Origin of the sequence: uncultured Campylobacter sp. (assembly GCF_938045205.1) — a bacterium.
Classification (GTDB): Bacteria; Campylobacterota; Campylobacteria; order Campylobacterales; family Campylobacteraceae; genus Campylobacter_B.
Window position 1 is genome coordinate 1 of record NZ_CALIMY010000131.1, and the last position, 24,467, is coordinate 24,467.

A 24,467-nucleotide genomic window follows, 5' to 3' on the forward strand; every position below is an offset into this window, starting at 1 on the left:
TGTCGCATACGGAAGCTCATCGCATAGCCGCAGCGCTACCGCAGAAATATACTACCGCGCTAAAGCGGGTGCTATTATTCTGCGCCGTGCCCTGCTAGTTACAGCTCCTTATATTCGCTGCTACGCTGCTCGTCTTGTTATCGCAATAATGCAAGCGCGCGGCGGCACCCTCTTTGCGCTACGCTCGCTTACTGTGTCGCTATTTACGATATCTGTTGCCGTCTAGCGTCGCAATGACACCGCGCGCCGTTGCGGCTTTATTTTGCGCCACCTGCGCCGCGCTATTCTCCGCGCTGCTGTTTTTTCCACGCTGCGCCGCTTCAAAATTTATCTTAAATTTAAAAGCGCTTCGATGCTGCGCGAAATCTAAATTTTGCCGCTTTAAAATTTCAACTTCGCGATTAAATTTAAAATTTAAGTCGCGCGAAAAATTCGCAGCCCGCAAGCGGCATAAAATAAAATTTGATCGCAAAGCCGCGCCACAAGAAAAATCTAAAACATTAAAATTTCAAAACTAGCGCTATGCAACAAAACCTTGCGCAGAAACCGACAAAATTTAAAGCCTTGCCCGCACGCTCCGCCGCTAAATTTAAAAGGCGAAATTTTACGCTCAAATTCTGCTAGCATAAAATTTCAAAGCGCGATCGCGACTTAAAATTTAGCCGCAAGCCGTGCAAACGAAGCGAATGCCCGCGCGGAATTCCGCGCGCATTAGTCGATCGTAGCCTGCTCCTCTTTTTGCTTGTAGCTTTCGATAAAATCGCCCACGCGCATATCGTCGTAGCCCTCGATGCCTACGCCGCACTCGAAGCCCTTGGCGACCTCCTTGGCGTCGTCTTTAAAGCGCTTGAGCGAGCTGACGTTGCCCTCGAAAACGATGACGCCCTCTCTGATGACGCGGATCTTCGCGCCGCGAGCGATGAGCCCGTCGGTAACCATACAGCCCGCGATCTGCCCGATCTTAGGCACATTGATGACCTGGCGGATCTCAGCTTGACCCAAGGCCTCTTCGCTGATGATCGGGCTCATAAGGCCGCTCAAAAGCGCCTTGATATCGTCGATGAGATTATAGATGACGTTGTAGGTCTTAATCTGCGCGCCGCGCTCCTTGGCAAGCTCTTTGATCTCGCCCGTAGGACGGACGTTGAAGCCCAAGATCACGCAATTTTCGCTAGCGCTTGCTAAGGCGATGTCGTTTTGCGTGATACCGCCGATGCCGCTGTGGATGATATCAACCTTGACTTCGTCGTTGCGGAGCTTCTCAAGGCTTGCTTTAATAGCTTCCAGCGAGCCCGCAACGTCGGCTTTGACAATCACGGGCAGACTTTTTAGTGAGCCTTCGGCGATCTTGGCGCTTAGCTCGTCGATGGTGACCTTGGTCGATTTGCTAAGCTCTTTTTGGCGCTGATGCTCGTAAATTTTGCTCGCGTACTCGCGCGCTTCTTTATCACTTGAAACGCCGATCAGCGTCTCGCCCGCACCCGGAACCTCGCTAAGGCCTATGATGACGCCGCATTCGCCAGGTAAAATTTGCTTTAGCGCCCTGCCCTTATCGTCGCTAAGCGCGCGCACCTTGCCGTACGCGATGCCCGCTACGACGGTGTCTCCGACGCGTAGGGTGCCGTTTTGCACGATGACGGTGGCAACAGCACCGCGCCCTTTTTGAAGGGAGCTTTCGATGATGGTTGCCTTAGCTTGCTTGCTAGGATCGGCTTTGAGCTCCAAAAGATCAGCTTGCAAAAGCACGATCTCTAATAAATTTTCAATTCCCTCGCCCGTTTTTGCGGAGATCGGCACGAACTCGTAGCTGCCGCCCCACTCGGTAGGCATGATGTCAAGCTCTGCAAGCCCGGTTTTTACGAGATCGGGATTGGCATTAGGCTTGTCCATCTTATTTATCGCGATGATGATCGGAACATTTGCGGCCTTGGCATGCGCTATAGCCTCCTTAGTCTGAGGCTTGACGCCGTCGTCTGCCGCCACTACGATGATTACGATATCGGTAACCTCGGCTCCGCGCGCTCTCATCGAAGTAAAGGCCTCGTGACCCGGAGTGTCGATGAAGGTGATCTTCCTGCCGTTTTTTTCGACCATATACGCGCCTACGTGCTGCGTGATGCCGCCCGCTTCGCCGCTTGCTACGCGAGAGTTTCGTATATAATCAAGCAGGCTCGTTTTGCCGTGATCGACGTGTCCCATAATGGTAATGACAGGCGCTCTAGCGATTAAATTTTCTTCGCCTTCGCTGTCCTCGTAGGCCTTGATGTAATCAAACTCCTGCGCCTCATCGATGATATTTACCTCAATGCCGAATTCGCTTGCTAAAATTTCTATCGCATCCTCGTCCAAAAAGTCGTTTTTCGTAGTCATCATCCCAAGCGCAAATAGCTTGCCGATGATCTCGCTAGGCTGCTTTTTGATCTTATCGGCAAACTCATAGACGCGGATCTCTTTTGGGATATTTACAGAACTTACGATTTCGCTACCCTGCTCGCGAGGGGCTTTTTTATGCTTTTTGCGACCGCCGCGACTTATACCGCCTTCGCTGCTAAAAATTTGATTCTGCGAGGCGCGATAAATATTAGGTTGGTTTTTACTTTTGGTGCGGTTTTCGGTCTGAATTGGTTTGACGGTGAAATCGGGCATTACCACGACGTCTTCGTCCTCAATGACGATATCCGCCATCTCGTGATCAGGAATGATGTCAATTTTAAGGGCGTCCTCTTTTTTAGCCGCGGGGGCTTTTTTCTTTTCGATCTTTTTCTTTTTCAAATTTAGTTCGGCATTTGAAAAGATCGCCTCCAAGCTCGCGCTCATCTTTTCGCGCCTAGGCTCGATTCTTTCTTGCGTCGGGGCTTGAACTTCCTTCTTCTTTTTAACGATGACTAGACCGCGGCGCTTTTGCAAGCTCTCACTAGCGATGCTATCGCCGCTGTTTATCTGCACCGAAGCGGGCTTTGAAGTGGCGTTTTGCTTCTCTTCTTTCTCCTGCGGGACAGAGGAAATTTCTTCTTTTTGATTTTGAGATTTTTCGGTTTTTACCTCGAGCTCTTGCGTACGCGTTTTTTCATCGCTAGGCTCTTTAGCACTCTGCGCGGACTCTTTGGATCCGGAAGCTTTTAAGCTTTCCGCCTTTTTAGGGCTCTCTTTTTTAGCAGTTTTTTTAGTTTCACTCTGTTTTTTAGCGGGCTTATTCTCGTCTTCTTGCGCTTTTTCGGAGCTTTTCTTTGCGGGCTTTGACTTTTTCCCCGGCAAAATTCCCGTCTGAATATAATCATAAATAGCGGCAGCTTCCTCTTCGCTTACTTTATTCGACGCGGTTTTTACCCTCTTAAAGCCCATCTCCTGCGCTTTTTCGATTATCTCTTTGCTTGCGTATCCAAGCTCGTCCGCGATATCTTTAATCAGAACACCCATTTAAAACCCTCTCCTTGATATGTCCCAAATCTGCACTAGACGCAAATTTAGATAGATATTTTGAAATTTTCTCTTTTTGATTTATGCAACCGTCGCAAATATAAAATTGTCTGTTTGAGCTTATATTTTTAAAATTTTGCAAAAAGGCGTGGAGTTCGCGCTTGGCGAAGCGCCCCCTGCAAATAACGCACATTCTAATCGGTTCGCTCATGCGATTATATCTTTATTTTTCTTAGTCAATATTAAAGCCGCCGTTGTCGATATCTAAAATTTCGACGCGGAAGTTTTGAAAATTTTCGCCAAGGCAGGCTTTAAGCTTCGCAGCGTCGGATCTGTAGGCTAAATTTAAAAAGCTTGAGCCGCTGCCCGAGAGCGAGCTCATAAGCGCGCCGTTATCATAGGCGATCTCGCGCACCTTAAAAAGCTGCGGAAGCACGCCCATGCGCATCTGCTCGTGCATCTTGTCGATACAGGCGTAGCGTAAGCTGTCGTAATCGCGCCGCATAAAGCAAGCGGTCAGAAACGCCGCGTGCGAGAGGTTGCTAACACAATCCTTGATCGAAAAGCTCTTAGGCAGCTTGCCGCGAGATTCGTTCGTAGGCATCGGCGTATCGGGGATAACGACGACGGCTTGCAGATCTTGCGAAATTTCGCATTTTTGCGTGCGAACCGTCTTGCCGTCCACGACGCTGCTGACAAAGCCGCCGAGCGTCGCGGGCGCGATATTATCCGGGTGGTTTTCATATTCCAGCGCCGTGTTTAAAATTTTAGCACGGTCGATCTCAAAGCCGCAAACTTTATAAGCGCTTGCGATAGCGCCTACTATCACGGCCGAGCTGCTGCCCAGCCCGCGCGAAAACGGGATGTTATTGTGAAAAGCAAATTTAAAATTTATCTCTTGCCCGCCGCCTAGTTTTTTGTAAATTTCATTGAAAATATTCAAAAAAGCGTTGCCCTTCTTAAGCCACGCTCTGTCGCTACCCTCGCCGCTAAGCGATACGCAAAAAAACTTCTGCTCGGTAATCTCTACTTCGTTAAATAGCCCTAGGCTAAGGCCGAGCGCGTCGAAACCAGGGCCTAAATTTGCGCTCGTCGCAGGAATTCTTATAATCAAATTTTCTCCTAAACCGCTTCTATGATGTAATTTGGAAGTATATCATCGCTTTTATTTAAAACCGATAAATCCTGCGGCAAAGATAGCGTGGCAGGGGCACATTTTTTCATTTTGATTTCTCCGTTCTCATAAACGTAGCTGAAGTTTTTGTTCGCTCTGATCGGCCCGAAGCCGCTTAGCTCAAAGCCGTTGATGGCGTATAGCGGCACATCAAGAGCGATGCTAAGCGTGCGCAATATCACGTAGCTTACCTTCATGCCCATAAAGCTGCCGGGAGTGTTTGCGTAGATGAGCTCTTTGATTTTATAAGTTTTTAGAATTTCGCTAAATTTGCAGATCAGAAATTTATCAGCTTTTTCGCCCTCATTGCTTTTAAATTCCGCTATCTTAGCGCCGTTTTCATACACGCCGAGTAGGCATGGAGCGCTAAGAGCAGCGATTAGAATTTCAACCTCTTTGATTTTGCGCCCTTAAGCAAAGACTTCTTGATATTCGCGCACAACCTCGGCGGTAAGATCTACTAGCTCGAAATTTTTAGCGTCGGCTAAAACCGCCAAAGTGAGTTTATGATTTAAATCGTGGCTTCCCGCAAACGCTGTATAATCGCCTAAAATCGGAGCACCTACGAGCGCAAGATCGCCGATCGCGTCTAAAATTTTATGGCGGACGAACTCGTTTTCAAAGCGTAAGCCCTCGGGGTTTAAAATTTTATTTTCATCGATTACGACGGCGTTTTCTAAGCTGCCGCCTAGAGCTAGCCCCATAGAGCGCAGCGCCTGCACATCTTTCAAAAACCCAAAAGTTCTGGCGCGTGAAATTTCTTTAAGATAGGCTTTTTTGCTAAATTCAAAAACGTAGTGCTGAGTGCCAATGAGTGGATGGCTAAATTTAATTGTATAATCAAATCTCGGGCTCTTGCTCGGGCTTAGGCGCACGAGCTTATCTCCCTCGCGAATCTCCACGGCTCGCTTGATGATGAGGGCTTTTTTATTCGCGTCGAGCTCTCTTACTCCCGCTTCGTCCAAAAGCATACAAAAGCTCGCGGAGCTTCCGTCCATCACAGGAATTTCATTAGCATCGACGATGATACGGATATTATCAATACCATAGGCATTAATAGCGCTCATTAGATGCTCTATTGTTGATATATAGCCCTTCTCATTTCCTACGACGGTTGCCATCTGCGTATTTATGACGTTTTTCGGCTCGGCTTTAAAACTAACGCCAAGATCGCTTCTATAAAATACGATTCCACTGCCTGCCTCTAAAGGCTCTAACGTAAGTTTGATAGGCTCACCTTTGTGCAGCCCGATGCCGACGTTATGGACTTTCTTAGCTATCGTTGTCTGTCTCATTTCTATCCTCGTTTTCATTAACCCGCGCATTATAGCGAAAATTTTAAAATTTACTTACCTTTTTCTATTACTTTTTTGGACGATTCTAAGACATCGGTAATGTTATCTTTCATCCACTTAGGATCCATCCACTCCTCGGGTCTTACGTCCACGCCCTGAACTACGATGCCAAAATGCAGATGATCTCCGAAAGCAAAGCCGCTTGAGCCCGTCTGTGCTAGAATATCGCCTGGCTTTACGTCGCTGCCGACGCTTAACTGCGTCGCCGAGCAGTGTCCGTAGATGCCGTACAATCCAAAGCCGTAGTAAATTCCTAAATTTAATCCGAAAATTCCGTTTTCCTGCGCGAAAACCACCTTGCCGTAGTTGCTCTCTTTGATATCGGCGTTTGCAACGCTTGCTAGATCAAGCCCCATATGCCACGACTCACTTACCTGTTCGTCATTCATAAAAAATATCCGATGATCGGCAAAGCTTGCTACCGCTGCGCCTTTAGCAAGCGGATAAAAAGGCTTTAGCTCAAATCCATTTATTTTATCCTCGTGCACCGCGCTAGTAGCAGCGTGCAGATCATCTCCGTTTTTCTTACGCAGAGTTTCGTTTACAAATTTAAATTTTTCCAAATCGCTCATTGAGTTAAAATTCTGCGCGTATTGGCTAGCCAGATCACTTACTTTGCCGTTAATGAAGCCCGGATTTAGCTTGATAGTAGAGACTTTATATTTTTTGTCTTGATAAAAATATTTGATCTGCGAAATGCTTTCATTGCCTGCACGATCAGTGGCGACCGCTTCTGCGCGAAATTCCTCTAAATTTGCAGGCCACGCCACGAGAGACGCATAATAGCCCTCTTTTACAAAAGGAATTGCTTTAAAAATTTTGCCATAGTTGGTTTTGACATAGACTTCGTTTAGGCGCTCGTCTTTAGCTGAGAATACGACTACAGCGCTACCGCCTTTGGTGATTTTATAGGATTGATTGATGATATTGATGATGGGCTTTTTGTCGTCTATTATTATATTTGCCGTTTTTACGCTCTTATTTCCTTGCGCAAAATTCCACGAGCTAATGTCATTTGCGAAAACCTCGAGCTTGTAGTTTTTATCTTTATTAAGCATCAAATTTTTAGGAAATTGCACGGCAAGCTCTAGCGCCGTTTGCGGAACGTTCAGCTCCTCATTTAGTAGCGGTATCGTGCTGGCTCCGTCATTTAAGTTAACGCGAACGAGCTTAATGCCGGTATCGTCTGAAATTTTAATCTTTAAAGGCGAGGTTAAATTCCAATAAATTTCATTTTCCAGCGCAATTTGCGGAGGATTTTTTTCAAATTTCGGCGAGGTAAAAATTCTAAAGATTCCATAAACCAAAGCGCATATTATAATAAGAAATATTAAAATTTTAAGCTTCGTTCCATTGCCATTTCTACGCATAAAAGAGCCTTTGATATGATTTTAGAGCGCGATTTTACAAGCTTAACTTAAATTATCGGTAAAGCGAGGCAAAATTTAACGCAAATGTTTAGCGATTTACGAGGCGATTTAAAATTTTAAATTCTAGCGATTTTAGAATCTCAAAATTTATGAGCTTTAAAATTCAGTGGCGCGCTAAATCCTATGCAGTGAAATTCCGCGCACAACAAAGCGGCGTTTATCGTCTATATCGTAATCTTTAAAATTTCAATATTAGAATTTCTTTAAATTATGCTAATGGCTTGTATTGATTTTTTAGAACTCTTGTACTTAAAATTTTACCATATGAATGGAATTTAAACTATCTTGATAACTAAAATTCTGAAAAAATTCAAAGCAAGCTATGCGTTTAAATTTCATCCTAAGCCGAGCGGAATTCCAATTAAAATTTAGCTCAACCCGCCTACAATAATTCGGCTGCAAATTAGCGCGACAAGAAAAGTCAAAATTGCAGCATTACTAAATTTTAAGGCGTGCGGTAGAAATTCTACGCACGCCAAGGCGTTCGCAAGTCGTCGCGTTTAATTAAATCTAGCGCCGATGCTAAATTCGAAGCTATTTGTGTCGTCGTGCGGTTTTTTATTAAGCGGCTTGACGAAGTATAACTGCAAAGGTCCCATCGGCGTCATCCACTCGATACCAGCACCCGTGCTGTAGCGCTCCTCTTCATTCCAGTCATGATCGCCGATCATTCCGTAGTCAAAAAACGTTACAAAGCGCATTTTAAGCCTATCAACCACCGGAAAGCTTAGCTCAAAGGAGTTATTGAAACTCTGCATACCGCCCGTCTCGATATAGCGGCAATTATTTGAATTTAAGCAGATCTCTTTTTTCGGGATACTGCGACCTTCGTAGCCTCTAATGCTTTTCATTCCGCCTAGGAATAGCTTTTCGTTGATCGGAATCTTTTTATTACCTTCCCACATATAGCCCGTTGCAGCTTTGTATCTAAAGATAATGTCGTGATCGATATAATCTCGCAAGCCAAAGTAGTAGTTAAATGATCCTCGCGCCTTGGTGTAGTCCATATCGCCGCCAAGACCCGCGTATTCCAAGCTAGCACTTGCGATCATACCGCTTCTTGGCAAGTAATAATCATCGGTGCTGTTGTATGTAATAGACGGGATAATCGAGCTTTTTAAATTCTTGCCATCTAAATAGCCTGCTTTGGCGTAATATTCGTTTAAGCCCTTAATCTCGCTTTTTTCGAGATAATACGTAAGACTTACATCGGTATTACGCCCGATCTTGCGACCGCCCGTGATTGAAAATCCGTAAGATTTCTCATCGTAATCGTCCCAGTCATAGTCGTTGGCAAAGATCGATCCGCCCAAGCTATACTCAGAATCAAATACTCTAGGATTGGTTAAGCTCAAGCGTCCGCTTAACTGATCGTCGCTCTTTTCAACCGAGAACGCGCCGTGAAGACCGGTGCCGAATACGTTACGATCACTGATACCGCCGCTAAGTAAAATTCCATCCTCGCTGCCATATCCGATACCACCCGTGATAGAGCCCGTAGGAGCTTCTTTAACTGCGACTTCAAGATCGATCTGATCGTTAGAAACGCGGTTTTCTTTAATCTCCACCTCATCGAAATACCCCGTGCGTTTTAAAGAATTTAACGAATCGTTGTAGTCGGTTTTGCTATATAAATTTCCCTCGGTCAGATACATCTCGCGGCGGATGACCTTATCCTCGGTCTTATCGTTGCCCGAAATCGTTACGTTTCTAATATAGACTTTATCCTCTGGGATAACTTGATACGTGATAGCGACCGTGCGAGCTTCTTTGTCCTGTTTAGTCTTAGGCACGATACGCACATAGGCATATCCCTGATCCGCGACTAAAGTCTCTAGCGTATTCATATCGCGGCGCAAACGCTCAGAATTCATCGTATCGCCCTTTTGAAGCTTGAAATCATCCAAAACCTTTTCTTTATCAAGCTTGATTATATCTGCAGGATATTCGATATCTACGGAGCTTACGGTGTATTGCTCACCCTCGCTGATATAGTAGGTAAGATCAGCAGTGTAATTATCCATATCGGCATTAAGTAGCGGCGCAGAAACCTGTGCATCTAAGTAGCCTTTTTTATAATATTCTTCTTGAATTCTATTTGCGTCGTTAGGAAGCTCGGCGGTTTTTACCTTACCATCGTTAAAGCCCCACATCCAGCCTAAAATTTCACGCTCTTTATTGGCGACGGATGGCTCTATATCGCCGTAGTCAAGCTTGTCCGCACCCAACAAATTTACCTTATCGATTATGATATTTTCGCCGCGATTTACCTCGATCGTCAGCAGGATGACCGATTTATCGTCATTTATCGGCTTTGGATAAAATTCCACCACGGTGTCAAAAAAGCCCTTGACTTCGTAGTATTGCTTGATGCGGGTCTCCGCTTTTTTAGCAGCCACCTCATCGTAAACCTGACCCGGACGCAAGCCGATGAGCTCATTGATCTTGTCGCGGTCGTTGGTAACTACGTTTTTGATCTCTACCTTAGCAATAGTCGGCTTTTCGGTTACGTTGATAGTGACCGCGCCGCCTTGTTCGCTGATATAAACGTCGCTGAAATAGCCCTGCTCAAATAGCTTTGAAATCGCAGCATTGGTGTTTTCGCCGTTAAGCTCATCGCCTACCTTAAGTCCTGAAATTTGCTGTGCGACCTGTGGAGAAAGATGCCTTAGCCCTTCAAATTTAATGGATTTTATCTGCGCGGCGCATGCCACGGAAATCCCGCCTACTAAGAGTAAAAAAACGCTTTTTTTCATAAAATTTTACCTAAAAACGAAAATAATTTGCGTATAATACCACATTAAAATTAAAACTTGCATATATCAAAAAGGAATTTTATGAAGATAGGAATTATCGGCCTGGGTCTCATCGGCGGCTCTCTTGGGCTATGTCTAAAAAGCACCAAAATAATTAGCGCCGTCTATGGCTGCGACATCAGCCGCGAAAATGAAAAAGAAGCTCTGAGACTTGGGCTCGTGCATGAAATTTTAAGCCTAGAGCAAATGAAGCAAAGCTGCGACGCGATCTTTCTTGCAATCCCCGTGGAGGCAATTATTGAGACGTTGCAAAAACTAAGCGACTGCAGAAGCGAGACGACAATCATCGATCTGGGAAGCACGAAATTTAAAATTTTGCAAAGCTGCCCGCCGCAGATCAGACGAAATTTCATCGCAGCTCACCCAATGGCTGGTACCGAAAACTCCGGCCCGCAAGCAGCGTTTAAAGAGCTTTTAAACGGCGCAGTAGTCGTCATCTGCGACGATCACGGCGCAGATGAAGTGCATATCAAACGAGCGGTCGAAATTTTTTCGTTCGCGGGGATGAAGATCGTATTTATGGACGCAAAAAGCCACGATCACCACGTGGCGCTCATCTCGCACCTGCCGCATGCGATCAGCTACTCGCTCGTAAACAGCGTGCTAAAAGAGGAAAATCGCCGCAATATTATAAATTTAGCCGGTGGTAGCTTTTCGGGCATGAGCCGTATCGCCAAAAGCTCGCCGCAGATGTGGGTCGATATTTTCAAGCAAAACCGCACGAACCTACTGGGCGCGATCGACGCTTTTAAAAACGAGCTTGAAATTTGCGTGCAGATGATTCGTGACGAGCGCTGGGATGAGCTTGAGGCGTGGATGTATGAAGCGCGCAAGCTAAGGGATATTATTTAAAATTTCAACGCGACCTGACTGCGCGATGGGAGCTGCAAGAACGCGCCTTTAAATTCTAAAATTTCGCCTTCAAATAGCCTGCGTAATTCAAACAGCCCGCTTAAATTTAAATTTTAATCCGCGCTATCCCGACACAAACTCAAAAATCTATGCATTCCTGCGTGAAAATTTTCTTTGAGGGAAATTCCAGCGCACAAAGCCTTGCTTTCTCGTCCCAGTAGTTTTTATAAACGCAGCCCAGATCTATATTTGCGCTAAATTCCGTAATGATGGGCTTTTTCACCGGCGTGTGTCCGTAGACGTTAAAAATTCCGTCGTTCACGCTATCATCTCCGCGCCCGCTTAGCACGTGAGCGGCAAAGCTTTTTGCACGCTCTGCATCGTGTCTGATCCCCCACGCGCGACCCACTGCGGAGTGCGATACGACGAGCGCACGACCGCTTTCATCACGCAAATCATACTCTAGGTAAATCGGCAGCCGCGAGACAAACCGCAGATGCTCCTTGCATTGCTTCACGCCTCCGCGGCGATAATACGATGCCAGCGTCGCTTCACCGCCATTATTAAATAGCCAGCTTTCATCCAGGCTAAAAAATGCGTAGAGGTCATTTGAGCTCGTAAATTTGCCCGTCTTTGCGCACCTTAGGGCAGTTTTTGCGTTGCTCACAAAGCGCTTTTCGTGATTGCCCATCACTGCGTCGTATCCGCGAGCGCGCACTAGCTCAACTACATCCGCGCTCGCAGGGCCTCGGTCGATCAGATCGCCCACAAAGCAAATTTTGCTATCAAATTTATGCGGCAGCTGCTCTATTAACGCCAAAAGCGATCTGTAGCAGCCATGCACGTCGCCTATGATGTAGATATTTTCCATAATTTCTCCTTAAATTTTAACGCCCTCGCCTTTTAACGCGCGAGCTGTGATTGTAAGCGGCGACCAAGAATTTCAAGGCGAAATTCTGCACTAAATTTTAAAATTTCGCGCGCTAGGTTTTAGGTGAATAAACTTGTTTTAAGACTTCGGCTACCACGATCAGAGCTAAAACGTAAGCCGTGCAGATGCCGATTAATATATCGCCTCCATGTAATTCAAATACCGCAGCGATCGTTATCCCCAAAAACGGCGATATTATCCAAATCGCCACGGTCGGCAAAAACAGATTGACGAAAAAATTCACAAGCCTATCAAAATCCTTTAGTTTTTCGGCAAGTATCGCGCAAATTCCGCAGAAAAATATCCAAAGAACTACAAAATATACACACCTTTCCTGCAACCATTCTGAAAGATAGCCATATCTATCGCTAAAGGCGACGAAAAATAGCTCTACTGACAAATCCACTAAAATTAAAACGCTTGTGAAGCAAAAACTCATCGAAAATGCGCAGGCTATAATTTTTAAAATAATCATCAGAGTTCCTAAAATGCTAAATTTAACTAAAAAATTCCTCGATTAGCCGAGTCATTTCGCTCTCAGCAGCGACGTGGTTGATCTGCTCGCGAAAGCTTGCGGCATTTTCGCGCCCCTTGGAGTATTCGTGCAGATGCTTGCGAAATACCGCTACGCCGCGCATGCCGTAGTGGCTAAGCATTTGAGAGAAATGATAAAGCACGACCTCTCTTTTTAGCGCGTCGCTTGCCTGCTCGCCCGTTTTGATCTCGCGAAAGATCCACGGCCTGCCGATGACCGCGCGACCGATCATCAGCGCGTCTGCGCCGCTAAGGTCTCGCACAGCGGGGGCATTGGCGGAGTTTATGTCACCGTTTGCGATCACCGGGATTTGCAGCGCGCGCTTAGCTCTTGCGATCGCGCCGTAATCCACCGCCGCGCTGTATCCGCCCGCTCTAGTACGTCCGTGAATAGCGATAAAATCAGCTCCTGCGCTCTGTACGGTGCGAGCGATATTTTCGATATCCACGGCGCCGAAGCCCAGCCGCACCTTCGCGCTCGTAAATTTTTTATTCGAATACTTTTTGATCGTCTCAACCAGGCGCGACAGACGGGGCAGATCAAGCAGCAGCGCCGAGCCGGCGCCCTGTTTTACGACCTTGGGGACGGGACAGCCGCAGTTTAGATCGATGCCGTCGATGCCGTCAAATTTATTGATGAGCAAAACCGCTTTTTTGATGATCTCCGCATCGCTACCCGCAATCTGCACGAAAAATGGGGTTTCGGCGGCGTTTTTTTCGAGCATCTTTAGCGTCTTTTCGCCCTCGAAAACAAGGGCATTTGCGCTTATCATCTCGCTTACGGTCGCGTCGCAGCCGAATTTTTTCACTACGCCTCGCAGCGGCGGATCCGAAAAGCCCGCCAAAGGCGCTAAAAATAGAGGGTTTCTTTTAAAAAAATCTTCCGTCATTTTAAATTTCTCATTTTAATTTCGTTTGAATTTAAACGTTTAAATTTAATACCACAGCGCTTGCAGCGGGTTTTGCCGCGAGCTTTAAAATTTTAAATTTCATAGGCTACGTATTCGCATTTAGGCGCGAATTTTATTTTTAAGCTTAGCTAATTTGAGTGGTGGCAAAACGGCAGCAAGGATGATCGCCACCAAATTTTATTTGCACGGCAAACCCAGCAAGCAGCTTGCAAAACGCCGCACGGATTTTAAAATTTCAGCACTTTATTCGGCTAGCAAGTCTTGCGCTTTACTTTTAAATTTTAAATTTCATCGCGTAAATGCAAAATCCGTTTACACGCGCACTACGCAAGCAAATCTTTTAAATTTTACCGCTTACGCGCATTGATTTTTCGATAAATTTTGAAATTTAAAATTTGCGCGAGTTAGAATTTTACCCGCACTTTAAAATTTATCGCGCAGGCTGTGTTTAATAGACGCAAAGAGCTTAAAGGCAGCCTCTCTTACCCGCATAAAACGAACTCGTAAAATTACCGAGCTAAAATAACAGCGACGCAGGGACGTTTTTGCCGTTGTCGCGCAAAAATAGCAGAATTTTAAACTTCTCAAACTCCTCACCGTCGGCAAGACTTAGCTGCTCTCTAAACTCGTCGATCATGCCAAGCTCATATAGCGTGTACAGATATGCCTCGGTCGCTTCTTGATTCTCGTTTTTGAGCCGCTCGAAAAAGGCTTTGTATTGCTCTGGAGCGAGATGATTTTTTAGCTTTTTGGCAAAGCCGATAAAATCCTGCTCGCTAAATTTTTCATTATTTACGAGATCGAAAAGCTCCTCGCTGCTGATCTCAAAGCTCGCGTCATTCACCGCGCGATCCACTAAAATATTTACCTCGGCTATATCTTGAGGAATTTTATAGGCCTTGATCTTATCGTAGCTTCCTTTGGCAAGCGCTACGGCATAGGCTTTTTTAGTGATATTTTCGCTATAAACGCCTTTAGTTTTTAAAATTTCATACGCATACGCAGGCTCGGCGTCGAGGCGATTGAGCTCGTTTTGCAAAAATAGTCCGTTATCTTTAGGAAGTTTATATTTTCGCAGATCCGCCACTTCGCCGTTTTTAACCTTCTCAATAACACCTATAACCTCCTTTAGATCCTCATTTTTGACGTCTATGCCGGTGCTATCATACCACGGAGATAAAATTTTAGTAAGCTCGCTCGGGTCTTTAAAATACTCGGTTTTAAAGTCTTTATTGGTATCAAGACCCAGCAAAACCTCTTTACTCATCGCATCGTATGCGCTTAGATCCTTTGCGATCGCCCTTTTTGTGCGGTAAAAAGCAAAGCTATGAAAAACGATATGAAAAATCGCCAAAATCATATATAAAATTAACGGCAGTACGATCCACACCGCCACAGGAAGCGTAAGCGTAAAACCGAAAAGCCCCAGTGTATAGCTACTGCTTTGCTGCGTAAAAACTAAAATCGCGACGATTGCGATATAGACGATCGAATATAAAAAGAATTGCTTGGTTTTCATAGCTAACTCCTATTTTGCTTTTCCGCCTGTTCCTTGCACGAAATGCACAATCTCGCCTCTGGATTCACCTTAAGACGCTCTAAGCTTATCTGCTCGCCGCAGCTCTCGCAAAGCCCATAAGTGCCGTTTTCGATACGTTTAAGCGCGCTTTCAATCTCTAAAAACGCCTTTTGTTGATTAACATTGAGCGAGTATTCGATGCTTAAATCCGTATTCATGCTCGCTACGTCAAAATCATCCGCAGCTTTATTTTCGCGCAATTCCGAAATTTCATTTACAGAGCTATTAATATTGGCGATGAGTTGCTCTCTTTTTTCTTCTAAAATTTTCTTGTAAAATTTCAACTCGTTTTTCTTCATTACTTCCCTTTATTTGTGATATGGATGGTTTGCGTTAATGCACAATGCGCGAAAAATTTGCTCAAAGAGCAAAAGTTTAGCGATTTTATGCGCTAACGTAAGCCTGCTAAGACTGATTATTTTATCGGCTTTTGCCTTAAAATTTTCACTAAGCCCATAAGCGCCACCGATGAAAAACGATACGGCGCTTTTATCCTTTAGCATTTCAGCAAATTCCACGCTATCTAGCTCCTGCCCGCGCTCATCCAGAGCCACGACGTAGCCGCTAAGGCGCGGGAGATAAATTTCATCATACGCCCTAAGAGTGAGTTCACGAGACGCTGCTTGAGCGCGAGCGATGCTAGCGTTAAAAAAGGTCTGCTCTCGCACCGCCGCAAATTTAGCCGCCATTTTTTTATAGGCGCTTATCTCGCTAGCAAACTCGTCTGCGCCCTTTTGGATGGAATTTACCGTGATCCGCACTACTCTTCGCTTCCATCTTCGTGCAGCGACTTATCGCTCGTGTCATCGATCTGCACGGCGTTTTTGCTAAGCACGTTGATTATATCGCTTAAATACTGCCTCATCTCAGCTCTAGGCACGATCGCATCAATTAATCCATGCTCGAGCAAAAATTCCGATCTTTGAAAACCCTCCGGCAGATCAGCTCCAATGGTTTGCTTTATGACGCGCTGCCCAGCAAAGCCGATAAGGGCGCCTGGCTCTGCGATGATAATATCTCCCAGCCACGCAAATGACGCGCTCACGCCGCCCATCGTAGGATCGGTAAGAACGGAGATGAAAGGAATTTTATGCTCGGATAAAATTTTAAGCGCGGCGGAGGTTTTGCTCATCTGCATTAGCGAAAAGGTGCTTTCTTGCATCCTTGCGCCACCGCTTGCGCTTACGATGATTAGCGGCTCGTTTTTATCGAGACTACGTTTTACGGCGCGCACGATCTTTTCGCCCTCCACAGAGCCCAGGCTTCCGCCCATGAAGTTAAAATCAAACACCACGAGCTGAATTTTTTGGCGACTTATAGCGCCCTCGCCCGCAATCACCGCGCTTAGCCTGCCCGTTTTTTCTTTGCTCTCAGAGATGCGCTTTTTGTAGGATTTTTTATCGACGAATTTTAGCGGATCTACGGGCTGCAAATTTTGATCGCACTCGACGAACGAGCCCTCGTCGCAGATCAGATCGATGCGAGCCTGCGCGTCAAAACGAAGGTGATAGTTACACTTGGGGCAAACGCTATGATTTTGCTCGACCTCTTTGCTATACATCAGCGCGCCGCATCCTGGGCACTTGATCCAGTGCGTAGGAGCTTCGCTCGGTGCGGGCTGCGTTCTACGTATCTTTGAAAATAGATCTCCAAAATTCATATGATTTCCTTTAAATTCTATGAAATGAAACTTCTGATTATAACCTAAAATTCTTTATTTAATTTTATATGTGAATTTCGCTAAAATAGGAAAATGCAAGGATTTATATTAAAAACGACCAAGGTTAGGGATGAGGACTGCATCGTGGATGTGCTGAGCGAAAGTGCGCTCGTGCGTGCGTACCGCTTCTACGGCGCGCGCCATTCAAACATCATCCAGGGCTATAAAATAGACTTCGAGCTCTCGCAAAATCAAAACTTCCTCCCGCGCCTTAGCGGAGTAATGCATCTGGGATACTCGTGGCTCGGAAACCGCGAGAAGCTGCTATTTTGGCAGCAATTTATGCGGCTTTTGCACGCACATCTAAAAGATGCCGAGCATCTGGATAAATTCTATTACGAGCTGCTAAACCACGCTGCTATGCGCTTTGGCAAACAAAATCCGCGTCGCATAATCGTAGAAAGCTACGCCGAAATTTTAAAATTTGAGGGGCGATTGCACGACGAGCCATATTGTTTTTTATGCGATGAGGAAATTTTAGAAAATATCGCGCTATGCCGCGGCTTTTTGCCTGCGCACGAGCATTGCGCACAAAGAGTAGGCTTTGCGCAGGATGAAATTTTAGAATTTTTACGAAGCAAAAAGACGCTAAATTTAAACGACGAAACGGTAGAGAGGCTCTACGACATAACGCTTGAGGGGCTTTGATCTGCAACGCACTTGATGAAGACGTGAAATTTCAAAACTCAAGCGCTAAATTTAAAATTTCGTAGAATTTCAAAATTTCATGAACGGGCGGTTTTGTACTTTATCTGCCTTTTCTCGCGCAAAGCCAAACAATCGCATTGCGCGGGATTTTGCATTAAATTTTAAGGGGACTAGCTAAAAAGCTTTTTCATCGCCTTGAAAAACATTGCGGTGAGCGGATTTGATTTACCTGAGACCTTTGCGATCCAGCTCTCATAGGTTTCGCCTTTACTTTTTAAAAAGTCCACGAGCGCCTTTTGGCTAGCCTGCATACCGCCGTTTCTTTCGGCATCCAGCAATGCCCTATAAATTGGCTCTATAGTTTCGATCGCAGATCTTGGCGGAGCCTTGCGAAATGCCGTGTATTCGGTGATCTGCCCTGTCACAGGATCTTTTTTAGAAGTAAATTCCGTAATTACCCAATAAAAGCGCCCATCTTTGGCTAAATTTTTAACCACAGCGGTAAAATCCTTGCCCTGCTGTATCGTATCCCACATGAGCTTAAACGCTATTCGCGGCATATCCGGATGCCGTATAATGTTATGCGGCTGCCCCAAAAGCTCAAGCTCACTATAGCCACAAATCATACAAAAATACGGATTTGCAAACGTGATAATGCCCTTCGGATCGGTTTTGGAAACGATATAGCGCTTCTCATCGAGTTTGATTTCCTGATTAATCGGAGTCGGTCTTTGCATTTTTAATCCTTTGCTTAAAAATTTATTGCAGAGTATATAAAATTTTTCTTTTCAGAAATATTAAATTTTCGTTAAATTTTTATAAATGTTAAATCTTTAAGTGAATTTTTAAAATTTAATGTATAATCTCAAATCAAAATTTCAAAAGGCAGCGCGTTGAAAAATCCCTTCCTATCGCTTAAATACTCAAATTTTAGAATTTATTGGATCGGGATGAACCTCTCGCTGATCGGTTCTTGGATGCAAAGCGTCGCGCTGCCGTGGCTAGTGCTAAGCATAACCGCAGACGCTTTTAAGGTCAGCCTTGTAGCCGCGGCACGGTTCTTGCCCGCGCTACTTTTTACGCCGTTTTCCGGTGTATTGCTCGATAAGTTTAATCGCAAAAAGATCCTTCTGCTTGCTCAAATAGGCATGGCGGTGACTGCTTCAATTTTCGCAGTTATGAGCTTTTGCGAGCTATATTCTTTCGGCAAAATTTTATTTTGCGCTTTTGCAAGTGGCATCTTTACCAGCATGGATGCCCCGAGCCGTCAGTCGATGGTAAAAGACCTCATCGACTCGCCCCGCGATCTAGCCAACGCCATAGCGTTAAATTCTATGTCCTTCAACGTCGCTCGCATTGCAGGACCCGCACTTGCGGGGATCGTGATGGCGCTGTGGGGCGTGGGTTTTTGCTTTTTATTCAATGCACTTAGCTTTTTAGGCATCATCGTTTCGCTATTTTTCATAAAAATTCCGCCATCCGCTACTACGTTATCTAGCAGAAGCGGAGGCGTTTTTGCCTCGATCGGTGCTGGAATTTCGTATGTATCGCACAAAAAAACTCTAAGCGAGCTAATGATAATAGTGCTTATCGTAGCGACGCTGGTGCCAAATTACAACGTAACAATCTCGGCGCTTGTTAAGCTTAGCCTCGGCGCGGATGAGCGAAGCTTTGGATATTTGATGTCGGCTCTAGGCGTGGGGGCCTTTTGCGGCGCGCTTTTCGTAGCAGTCTTTGATAAACTTGGCATCCGCAAAATCAGATCGTGCGCGATCGCTATGGGGGTAAGCTTAGCTCTTACTGGGGCTGCGAATTCCTTCGCTTGGGCCGCAGCAGGGCTTGCCGTAACTGGATTTCTTTTCGTAATCACAAACTCCAGTATCAACTCCACCGTGCAGATGCACGTAAGCAACGAATTTCGCGGGCGCGTGCTTAGCTTATACGCGCTATTTTTAATAGGTAGTACGCCATTTGGAGCGCTCATATCGGGCTTTTTTACCGAGTTATTAGGCGCTCGCGTAGCCCTTGCGATCTGCGGCGTAATTAGTATTTTGCTACTGCTGGCGCTATTTTATGGCTTTAAAATACGGCGCAGGACGCATTTTATCTTTCGAGATAAAGCCTAAGCCAAAAGCTGCATTATCAAAATTAACCTTATTTTTACGATGAAGCCTTAGAATTCCTACCAAAATTTAAAGGTAAGGAGTTTTTATGAATAGACGAAATTTCTTAAAAAGTACCGCCGCAATCGGCACGCTAGCGACGCTAAATCTAAATTTAAACGCTAGCGCGGTTACAGGCGGGACGGAAAAGAAAGTCGCCAGCGTCTGCGAGATGTGCTCCTCGCGCTGTCCTATCGAAGTGACCGTCAAAGACGGCCGCGGCGCTTTAATCGAGGGCAATCACAGGTTTGCAAACAAAACCTCGGTCTGCGCTCGCGGCGGAGCGGGTATCAATCAGCTCTACGACGATCAAAGGCTCATTAAGCCGCTCATTCGCGTAGGCGAGCGCGGCGAGGGCAAATTTAAAGAGGCGAGCTGGGACGAGGCGCTTAAAATTTGCGCGCAGAAGCTAAGCGAGATTTCGCAAAAATATGGCCCGCAAAGCGTAGTTTTCACCTCTAAAACGGGCGAGCACCACACACAGATGATGAATTTCGCCTGTGCCTACGGCAGCCCGAACATCTACTCGCACTGGTCCTGTTGCCCGGTCACTTATAATATCGCCGTGCCACACACTTTCGGCACCAATATGCAAAGAGACTACGGCGACGCAAAATATATCGTAAATTTCGGCCATAATCTTTTTGAAGGCATCGACATCTCAAAAACCAAAAAGCTCGCAAAAGCCGCAAGTAGAGAGGACGTAAAGCTTTTGGTGCTCGATCCGCGCTTTAGCGTCGTAGCTTCCAAAGCAGACGAGTGGTTACCGATAAAGCCGGGAACCGACGCGGCGTTTTTAATGGCGCTAATTCACGTCTGGCTACGCGATAACAAATACGACAAAAAATTTATCGAACAATACGCCGTAGGGCTAGAGGAGCTAAGGGGGTCCGTTAAGGATACGACGCCGCTTTGGCAAGAGGCCATCACGGGGATCAAAGCGGATAAGGTAGAGCGCATTGCAAATGAAATTTACGCTGCGGCTCCCGCAGTTGTAATCGACTGGGGGCACAAAACCACGACCGCTAAGGCCGAATATATCCGCACGCGCGCCATCGCAATCGCAAACGCGCTGATGGGAAACGTCGAGAAAAAGGGCGGAATTTACTTCTCTAAAGACTCCAAAACCTTCAACGCGCTTTGCAAAGAGGATCTATTCCCTACCATCTCAAACCCGGATAAAAATTTTAAAATTCCAAAGACCGCGCGTATCGACGGCTGCGGCGAAGAAGGCAGCGAAAATTTCTTCGTGCCGCGCAAACACGGCGTTTTGATGCAGATCGCGCCTACGATTTTAAGCGAAAAGCCATATCCGGTAAAAGGCTGGGTCAGCACGCGCTTTAACCACCTCATCAACGTTGCGGGCGTGGATAAGAGCGTAGAGGCGATCAAAAAGCTAGACTTCGTGCTCGCAATCGACGTGTATATGAGCGACTTTGCGTGCCTAGCCGACGTGATCTTGCCAGAATCCACCTATTTGGAGCGCGATGAATCGATTCAAAACAAAGGCGGCACCGCGCCCGGATTTGTGATGCGAAACAAAGCCGTCGAGCCGGTGGGTGATACGAAGTGCGGCTATGAAATTTTTAGAGAGCTTGCAAGGGTGATGAAGATCGATAAGGACTACACCTGGAACAACATCGATGAATACCGCATGCAGCAAGCCAAAGGCAACGCCGAGCTAATCGCAAATTTAATCAAAAACGGCTACGTAAACTACAAAGTGCCGAAGCTGTATTACCGAGAGCCGAAGCTCGTGGCTAAATTTATCGATAAATATCCTGCCGCCGCGGAGTTCGTGGACGAAAACGGCGAGATGAGCTCGCAGATGAAATTTAAAACCCCAAGCGGCAAGATCGAGCTTTTCGCGCCGAAAGTGGAGGAGCTTTTCGCAGGATACGGCTGCTTAAATACCGAGGGTATGGATGTATTCGGCGGACACAAATACTGCCTCATGAGCGGCAAGACCGCGCTTCACACCAACGGCCACACTCAAAATGTCAAAATTTTAAACGATATGATGAGCGAATCGCCGGTTTGGATCAGCCCGGCTTCTGCAAAAGCGGAGGGGTTAAAGACGGGCGATATCGTGAAGCTTAAAAATAAATTCGGCGAGCAAAAAGCTAAAATTTTCGTCACGCAAGGCATCAGGGACGATTGCCTATTTTTATACCACGGCTTTGGACACGTAAGCCCGGGGCTAAAGCGCACGAACGGCATAGGCACGAACCAAAGCGTCCTTCTCGATCCGGCTGCGGGTCCTGTGGTAAGCACGATGGTAACCAACGTCGGCGTCGATATAGTTAAAATTTAAGGGAGCGGTTATGAAAAAACTCATAATGATTCACGACGAAAATTTATGTATAGGCTGCCAAGCCTGTTCGGTTGCGTGCAGGAACGAAAACGGCGTACCGAGCGGCGTTTATAGGCTGCAGGTGCACGGCAAAACAAGCGGCGTTTTTCCAAATTTAAAGCTTGATTACTCGCGCGCTAGCTGCGTTATGTGCGAAGATAGCCCCTGCGTGGACGTCTGCCCTACGGGAGCGAGCTTTAAAACCAAAGACGGCGTAACGCTCATAGACGAGAGACTTTGCGTCAGCTGCAAATACTGCATCCTAGCCTGTCCTTACGACGCGAGGTTTGTAGATCCTATCACGCACGCTATCGGCAAATGCACCTTTTGCTACACTAACCGCACTAGCAAAGGCTTACAGCCTGCCTGCGTAAGCGTGTGCCCAACGGATGCTTTAACTTTCGGCGACGTAAATGACGTAAATTCCGAGGTAAGCAAACTGCTAGCCAAAACAAGCGTAGAATATCCTAAAGCGTATCTAAACACCAAGCCGCGCCTAGCGAATATCAAAAACAAAAAAGGAGGACGCTATGAATAATATGTGGGGCGATATGAGCCAATACTCTGAAATTTACTGGCCTTGGCCGATTGCGATCTATCTATTTTTGGCGGGTCTTAGCGCGGGAGCGACGATGGTGGCGCTTTTAGTCAAATGGAACCGCCACGAAAGCGAGCAAAATTCCATCTGGGATGCGATGATTAGAGCGGGCGCGATCACGGCGCCGATCACGATCTGCGCGGGGCTTTTGCTTTTGATCTTTGATCTTGGCAAGCCGCTTACTTTCTATCTTTTGCTGATAAAATTTAACTTCGGCTCGGTGATGAGCCTCGGCGTTTTGGCGCTTTTAATCTACGTGCCGTTTAGCTTTGTATTTGCACTATGCGTATTCGGCGAGGAAATTTGTAAATTTAAACTACTTGCGTTTCTGCGACCTATCGTAAATTTGCTAAGCTCGTTTGCCAAAGCTTCCAAACTCTTCGAGCGAGTTTTATTTATCCTTGCTCTTTGCGTGGGCGCATATACGGGCTTTTTACTAAGCGCGGTGATGAAAATTCCGCTTTGGAATACTCCGGTGCTGCCGATTTTATTTTTGCTGTCGGGCTTTTCCAGCGGCATCGCGGCAAGCATTTTAGTGGGGCTTTTGTTTTTTAAAGGCTCGTTAAACAAAGATAGCATAAAATACCTTTTGGTGCTTGATCTGCGTGCGATACTCTTTGAGATCCCGCTTTTATTCATTCTATTTGTCGGGATGTATTTTGAGGGCGGCACGAGCGCGCTTGCGGCACAGCAGGCTTTGACACACGAGGTTTACGGTAAAATTTTCTGGATCGGCGTTTTAGGCACGGGGCTCATCGCTCCGATCATCATCGCCTTTACGGCGCTGAAAAACCACGCCTATAAGCCTGCGTTTATAGTCTTAAATTCTTTCGTCGTGCTTTGCGGCGTCATTCTGCTTCGCTACTATATCGTATATGCGGGGCAAATTTGTACGGGAGCGTAGCCTCGCTCCCGATCTAGGGAGTGGGTTTGAAAATTTTACTTTTAGAAGACGATTTTGAATACAGAAGCAGCGTAAGCGAGTATCTGCAGGAGCTTGGCTACGAGGTGGACGAATGCTCTAGCGGCGACGCAGCCTGCGATAAGATCGCCGGGAGCGCCTACCATCTGCTGATTTTAGACATCAAAGTGCCGGAGGTCTCGGGCGAAGAGGTGCTTAGATATGCACGAAGCCTCGGCCTTAACACTCCCGTGATGATGATGACCTCGCTGGCGACATCGACGATTTGAGCCAGTGCTACGAGCTTGGCTGCAACGAATACCTAAAAAAGCCCTTCCACCTAGCCGAGCTTAAATTTAGAGTAAGCGAGCTGATGCGAAAGTACTTCGGCGACGAAAAGGGCGCCGTCAAGATCGCGGATAAATTTCACTACTTCGCAAATTTAAAAATTTTAAAACGCGCGGACGAAGAGATATCGCTAAGCGCCAAAGAGATCAAAATTATAGAATTTCTGCTCGCCAATATCAAAAGATTCGTTAGCGTCGATGAGCTCATCGCCGACGTGTGGGACGGCGAGGCGGGCAGCGTCGATGTGCGCGTGCATATCAGCAACCTCCGCTCCAAAACTAGCAACGATTTCATCCTCTCCAGCCGCGGACTCGGATATAAGATCAATGCTTAAAGGGTTTAAATTTACGCTTTTTAGCGCGATTTTCATCATCGGCGCCTTTATAAGCGAGAGCCTTTATATCATCTATTTAAACTCCAAAATCGAGGAGAGCGCCGACGTCGCCGAGCTGATACAAAAAAGTGGCGAAGCTCTAGCCGGCGCGTATCCCGATCTAAAAGACGAGCTCATCTACGACTACGCGATCCTAAACGCAAACGGCGAAATTTTAAGATCAAACCTAAGCGTGCAGCCGCCCGATTTTGCGTTTATTACGCTGAAATTCGGCGGGCGAGTGTTTTTCAAACGCCATTTTCTTCATGAGGGCAAGCTATATTTTTTCGTCATCTCAAAAAAGATAAGCTACGCCAAGATAGAATTTATCGCGATCTCCACGATCTTTATCACGATCTTCGTAG

General features: G+C 46.2%; 21 protein-coding genes and 2 pseudogenes. 8 read left to right on the plus strand and 15 right to left on the minus strand.

The window, feature by feature from the left end; genetic code table 11:
• Window positions 1–711: 711 nt before the first annotated feature.
• The 7 genes from infB to bamA form a co-directional block, all read right to left on the minus strand.
• Window positions 712–3,417, minus strand: coding sequence for a translation initiation factor IF-2 (infB, locus tag Q0198_RS07695; RefSeq protein ID WP_297896665.1), 2,706 nt, complete (start codon window positions 3,415–3,417; stop codon window positions 712–714).
• Window positions 3,401–3,628 carry a hypothetical protein gene (locus Q0198_RS07700; RefSeq protein WP_297882510.1) on the minus strand — a complete coding sequence of 76 codons (228 nt, stop codon included), beginning with the start codon at window positions 3,626–3,628 and terminating at the stop codon, window positions 3,401–3,403. Before Q0198_RS07700 ends, infB begins: the two co-directional genes overlap by 17 nt.
• A 21-nt stretch (window positions 3,629–3,649) precedes the next feature.
• A complete protein-coding gene (gene thrB, locus Q0198_RS07705) occupies window positions 3,650–4,531 on the minus strand; it encodes a homoserine kinase (protein ID WP_297896667.1) in 882 nt (293 codons plus the stop codon).
• A gap of 8 nt (window positions 4,532–4,539) precedes the next feature.
• Window positions 4,540–4,938 carry a glycoprotease gene (locus tag Q0198_RS07710; RefSeq protein ID WP_297896669.1) on the minus strand — a complete coding sequence of 133 codons (399 nt, stop codon included), beginning with the start codon at window positions 4,936–4,938 and terminating at the stop codon, window positions 4,540–4,542.
• A gap of 63 nt (window positions 4,939–5,001) precedes the next feature.
• Window positions 5,002–5,886, minus strand: coding sequence for a UDP-3-O-acyl-N-acetylglucosamine deacetylase (lpxC, locus tag Q0198_RS07715; protein WP_297896671.1), 885 nt, complete (start codon window positions 5,884–5,886; stop codon window positions 5,002–5,004).
• A 50-nt stretch (window positions 5,887–5,936) separates the two neighbouring features.
• Window positions 5,937–7,316, minus strand: coding sequence for a M23 family metallopeptidase (locus tag Q0198_RS07720; protein ID WP_297896674.1), 1,380 nt, complete (start codon window positions 7,314–7,316; stop codon window positions 5,937–5,939).
• Between the two features lie 560 nt (window positions 7,317–7,876).
• A complete protein-coding gene (gene bamA / locus Q0198_RS07725) occupies window positions 7,877–10,132 on the minus strand; it encodes an outer membrane protein assembly factor BamA (RefSeq protein ID WP_297896679.1) in 2,256 nt (751 codons plus the stop codon).
• Between the two features lie 81 nt (window positions 10,133–10,213).
• Between bamA and Q0198_RS07730 the strand changes: the two genes are divergently transcribed.
• A complete protein-coding gene (locus tag Q0198_RS07730) occupies window positions 10,214–11,044 on the plus strand; it encodes a prephenate dehydrogenase (protein ID WP_297896681.1) in 831 nt (276 codons plus the stop codon).
• A 139-nt stretch (window positions 11,045–11,183) separates the two neighbouring features.
• Here Q0198_RS07730 and Q0198_RS07735 read toward each other — a convergent pair whose 3' ends face one another.
• From Q0198_RS07735 to accD, 7 genes are all read right to left on the minus strand, one after another.
• The gene (locus tag Q0198_RS07735; RefSeq protein ID WP_297896683.1) at window positions 11,184–11,915 is read right to left on the minus strand and encodes a metallophosphoesterase; all 732 of its coding nucleotides are present in this window, start codon (window positions 11,913–11,915) and stop codon (window positions 11,184–11,186) included.
• Window positions 11,916–12,027: 112 nt separating this feature from the next.
• Window positions 12,028–12,450 (minus strand): hypothetical protein, encoded by a 423-nt coding sequence (locus Q0198_RS07740; protein ID WP_297896685.1) that lies wholly within the window; start codon window positions 12,448–12,450, stop codon window positions 12,028–12,030.
• Window positions 12,451–12,472: 22 nt separating this feature from the next.
• The gene (locus tag Q0198_RS07745; protein ID WP_297896687.1) at window positions 12,473–13,399 is read right to left on the minus strand and encodes a tRNA-dihydrouridine synthase; all 927 of its coding nucleotides are present in this window, start codon (window positions 13,397–13,399) and stop codon (window positions 12,473–12,475) included.
• A 538-nt stretch (window positions 13,400–13,937) separates the two neighbouring features.
• A complete protein-coding gene (locus tag Q0198_RS07750; RefSeq protein WP_297896689.1) occupies window positions 13,938–14,939 on the minus strand; it encodes a LapA family protein in 1,002 nt (333 codons plus the stop codon).
• A 2-nt stretch (window positions 14,940–14,941) separates the two neighbouring features.
• On the minus strand, window positions 14,942–15,298 hold the full coding sequence (gene dksA, locus Q0198_RS07755) for an RNA polymerase-binding protein DksA (protein WP_005872423.1): 357 nt from the start codon (window positions 15,296–15,298) through the stop codon (window positions 14,942–14,944).
• Between the two features lie 9 nt (window positions 15,299–15,307).
• A complete protein-coding gene (locus Q0198_RS07760) occupies window positions 15,308–15,760 on the minus strand; it encodes a 23S rRNA (pseudouridine(1915)-N(3))-methyltransferase RlmH (protein WP_297896691.1) in 453 nt (150 codons plus the stop codon).
• On the minus strand, window positions 15,760–16,659 hold the full coding sequence (gene accD / locus Q0198_RS07765; protein WP_297896693.1) for an acetyl-CoA carboxylase, carboxyltransferase subunit beta: 900 nt from the start codon (window positions 16,657–16,659) through the stop codon (window positions 15,760–15,762). Before accD ends, Q0198_RS07760 begins: the two co-directional genes overlap by 1 nt.
• 93 nt (window positions 16,660–16,752) lie before the next feature.
• Here accD and recO point away from each other — a divergent pair, with 93 nt between their 5' ends.
• On the plus strand, window positions 16,753–17,367 hold the full coding sequence (recO, locus tag Q0198_RS07770; RefSeq protein WP_297896695.1) for a recombination protein RecO: 615 nt from the start codon (window positions 16,753–16,755) through the stop codon (window positions 17,365–17,367).
• 170 nt (window positions 17,368–17,537) lie between these two features.
• Here the strand turns inward: recO and Q0198_RS07775 are convergent, their stop codons facing one another.
• Window positions 17,538–18,104 (minus strand): PAS domain-containing protein, encoded by a 567-nt coding sequence (locus Q0198_RS07775; protein ID WP_005870765.1) that lies wholly within the window; start codon window positions 18,102–18,104, stop codon window positions 17,538–17,540.
• A 156-nt stretch (window positions 18,105–18,260) separates the two neighbouring features.
• Between Q0198_RS07775 and Q0198_RS07780 the strand changes: the two genes are divergently transcribed.
• From Q0198_RS07780 to Q0198_RS07805, 6 genes and pseudogenes are all read left to right on the plus strand, one after another.
• Complete coding sequence (locus tag Q0198_RS07780; RefSeq protein WP_297896697.1) at window positions 18,261–19,493, plus strand: MFS transporter; 1,233 nt, start codon at window positions 18,261–18,263, stop codon at window positions 19,491–19,493.
• Between the two features lie 85 nt (window positions 19,494–19,578).
• Window positions 19,579–21,843 (plus strand): thiosulfate reductase PhsA, encoded by a 2,265-nt coding sequence (phsA, locus tag Q0198_RS07785; RefSeq protein ID WP_297896699.1) that lies wholly within the window; start codon window positions 19,579–19,581, stop codon window positions 21,841–21,843.
• A gap of 10 nt (window positions 21,844–21,853) precedes the next feature.
• Entirely contained in the window at window positions 21,854–22,420 is a 567-nt protein-coding gene (locus Q0198_RS07790; RefSeq protein ID WP_297881003.1) for a 4Fe-4S dicluster domain-containing protein, read from the plus strand.
• Window positions 22,413–23,384, plus strand: coding sequence for an NrfD/PsrC family molybdoenzyme membrane anchor subunit (nrfD, locus tag Q0198_RS07795; protein WP_297896700.1), 972 nt, complete (start codon window positions 22,413–22,415; stop codon window positions 23,382–23,384). Before Q0198_RS07790 ends, nrfD begins: the two co-directional genes overlap by 8 nt.
• A gap of 26 nt (window positions 23,385–23,410) precedes the next feature.
• A pseudogene (locus tag Q0198_RS07800) lies at window positions 23,411–24,063 on the plus strand (response regulator transcription factor).
• Window positions 24,056–24,467, plus strand: a pseudogene (locus Q0198_RS07805) (hypothetical protein); the annotation flags it as partial. The pseudogenes Q0198_RS07800 and Q0198_RS07805, both read left to right, overlap by 8 nt.